This window comes from Streptococcus cristatus (genome assembly GCF_001578775.1).
Lineage (GTDB): Bacteria > Bacillota > Bacilli > Lactobacillales > Streptococcaceae > Streptococcus > Streptococcus cristatus_A.
The window spans coordinates 145,310-147,973 of sequence record NZ_KQ969062.1 but is presented as its reverse complement, the minus strand read 5'-3'; the positions used below and the strand labels follow the sequence as shown (position 1 = coordinate 147,973).

Here is a 2,664-nt window from a genome sequence, read left to right as displayed (position 1 = left end):
ACTATTTGCTGTACGGAACTATGAAATAACTCTTTTGCAAATCTTACATATATAATCGGAAATTTCTTTATCAAACTTAATAAGCGTAACCAAGCAATACTGTTACCTGCCCTGTTCCTTCTGTTTGGAGAATATGATAAAAAGGGGTTTGTTGTTCGCGGTTATTCTTCTCTAAGGTCCATAATAATCTAGCATATGCTTCCTTGGTTAATTCCTCATAATCATGATTTAGAGTTACCATTATAATATTATTGATTTCAAAGTAAGATGAAAATTTCATCCCCTTGACTTCAAGAAATTCCTCCTCTAAGGGAAGAAAGAATTCAATATCCATATTTCCTTCATATGGCACATTATTTAGACTATATACAATAGGTCCTGCTGGATGACCTCCTGCTTCATAAATAGCTGTCATAAAAGCATCTAGTTCATTTCTCATCTGACTAACATGAAAAGTCTTACGCTTTTTAATCACATTCCGTGCCTCAAAAATGTTTTCATTGGTCACACCTTGTGCAACAACATATTTCATCACTCTACCTCCCAACTACCATATGCATCAACTACAATTTCTTTTCCAGGATGATAAAGCACATGATAAACAGCTAAATACTCCAAATTTTCTTTAGCATATTTTACACGTAAGGCATCATAATAATCCGCTAAATTTTCTGAGGAAAAACTAGCGAAATCATTACTGTCTATAAAAATATTTTCTTGAAAAAGAAATGGTCCTTTATATCTATCTATTTGGGTATATGCATTGCCAAATGTTGTAAAAATAGAAATCGTTTTTTTATCCCCAAAAGGATAACTCTTAAAATATACTGGACCATCTGAAAAAACCATATCTAGCATATCCTCTATAAACTCCCAACATAAAGGATATACTTTATGACAAATCTGTTCGACTGGTACATTTCCCAACCCACTTTCTTCATAACCAAATTGATTATGAAGGACTAACTTTTTAGGTCTTATTTCCATATTTCTTTACTGCTTTCTTAATTGTTCTTATCTTTAAGCTAATTCATCACTATCAGGGTGCTTTTTCACATAAATAGCTGCATAAACTGCATCTACCATGACAGCCGGCAAAGTCAAGGTCAACAAAATTCCCAATAAAATACCAAAGGCATTCTGAATATAACCCGTTAGGAGGGAAGGAATAATTGTTGCCCCAGCAAAAGCTATAGCAAAATTATTCCACCATGTTTTCTTTCTATCTCCCTCTTTTACTTGATTAAAGGCCCAAACTTTCCCCTGATTCTTTGGGAGATAGTACCAAGCATAGAGACCACATGCAAAGATAAAAAGAAGCAATATAAAGATAACATAAATTGGAGTGAGAGGAGATTGATATATTCCTTCTATACTATTTGAATCTCCTACTGTTATAAACATCAACATTCCGATAAAATTGGTCCAAACTAATGTCGTCCAAGTAAGCAAAGCAATCAGAATAAATGTTAAAAATTTAAATCGATTGATCAAAAACTTAGAAAAACCAAACAACATACCTACAACATTAAGAATGATACAAGTCAAAAATAGAACTTTAAGCCCTCCCTGATGACTTCCTGTTTCACCTATAAGACCCCAGTAAAAGAAAAAGGAGCAAAATGGTAAATTTATCCATGGATATAACTTAATATAGCCTAGACTGACACCATGTGTGATCAAAGGACCATGGTATCTTTCTCTTTCTATATCAGTAATCTTTATCTTATTTTTTATATTCACCTTCACCATTAACTAAACCACCCTCCTATTGTTTTTAAGCCATCGCCAATTGCATCTGTTGTTTTTGTTAAGGCATCCTTAGCTATATCCGTTACAGATTGATTATTTAATTCCTTAATTTTAAAGTCATTCATAAGCCATCCAATGGCTGCACCTAATCCTAACCCAACAACTGTTCCAATAGGACCTCCGATAAAAGTTCCGATTGCGGCACCAGCGCTTGCAGCAGAAGCACCTGAAAGAAGATCAACACCTTGGTCAACTACGAAATTTCGAATTTTTGTCCCCACAGAAGAGGTATTATCATCAAAAAAGTTTTCTTTTATATTTCCCCCAACATTAAGAACTGTTCCAATGGCACCAAGCGCTTTGCCAGCTTGTCCCCATTTTGAAAGCTGTGAAGCATCTTTCCATTTGAAGTCATCCCAAAATTTCAAAGAATTTTTAAAACCGCTTTTAGCCGAATCTACAGCATCCCCAATAGCAGTTCGCCAACCAGTTGTCTGAACTCCTTTGCCAATATTGGTATCAGTAGGATCGAAATCTCTACCTGTATTTTGATTATATTCTCCACTTCCACTAGTATATACATGTCCTGTATTTTTATTATAAAGAAAGCGAGAACCTATCTTAACACGACCTCTGGAGTCAGAAGTAACTTGTCGACCGTTAATAAAGTTTATTTCAGCCTTAGCCAGAATAACTCTACCAACAATATTCGAAAATTTTGAAGATTTGTCGGCTGATTCTTCCTGCTTCAAAATAAAATCAATGGCTTTTTCAACAGAAATCCCCTGTTCCTTTGCAACATCTTGGGCCATCGTTAGCAATTCAGCTTCCGTCCTATCTACAAATCCCTGAATTGCATTCTTAACATTCTCTGGCAGGTCCTTAGCTGGATAGCGGTTCTGATAAGCTTGG

General features: G+C 35.1%; 3 protein-coding genes and 1 pseudogene. All 4 read right to left on the bottom strand.

Annotation, left to right across the window (positions count from 1 at the left end):
- Positions 1 to 76: 76 nt before the first annotated feature.
- Complete coding sequence (locus SCRDD08_RS00715) at positions 77 to 532, bottom strand: DUF5085 family protein (protein WP_061421998.1); 456 nt, start codon at positions 530 to 532, stop codon at positions 77 to 79.
- Positions 532 to 987, bottom strand: a complete 456-nt coding sequence (locus tag SCRDD08_RS00710; RefSeq protein WP_061421997.1) for a hypothetical protein — start codon at positions 985 to 987, stop codon at positions 532 to 534. Before SCRDD08_RS00710 ends, SCRDD08_RS00715 begins: the two co-directional genes overlap by 1 nt.
- A 33-nt stretch (positions 988 to 1,020) precedes the next feature.
- Entirely contained in the window at positions 1,021 to 1,752 is a 732-nt protein-coding gene (locus SCRDD08_RS00705) for a hypothetical protein (RefSeq protein ID WP_061421996.1), read from the bottom strand.
- Positions 1,752 to 2,664, bottom strand: a pseudogene (locus SCRDD08_RS11610) (hypothetical protein); the annotation flags it as partial. The gene SCRDD08_RS00705 and the pseudogene SCRDD08_RS11610, both read right to left, overlap by 1 nt.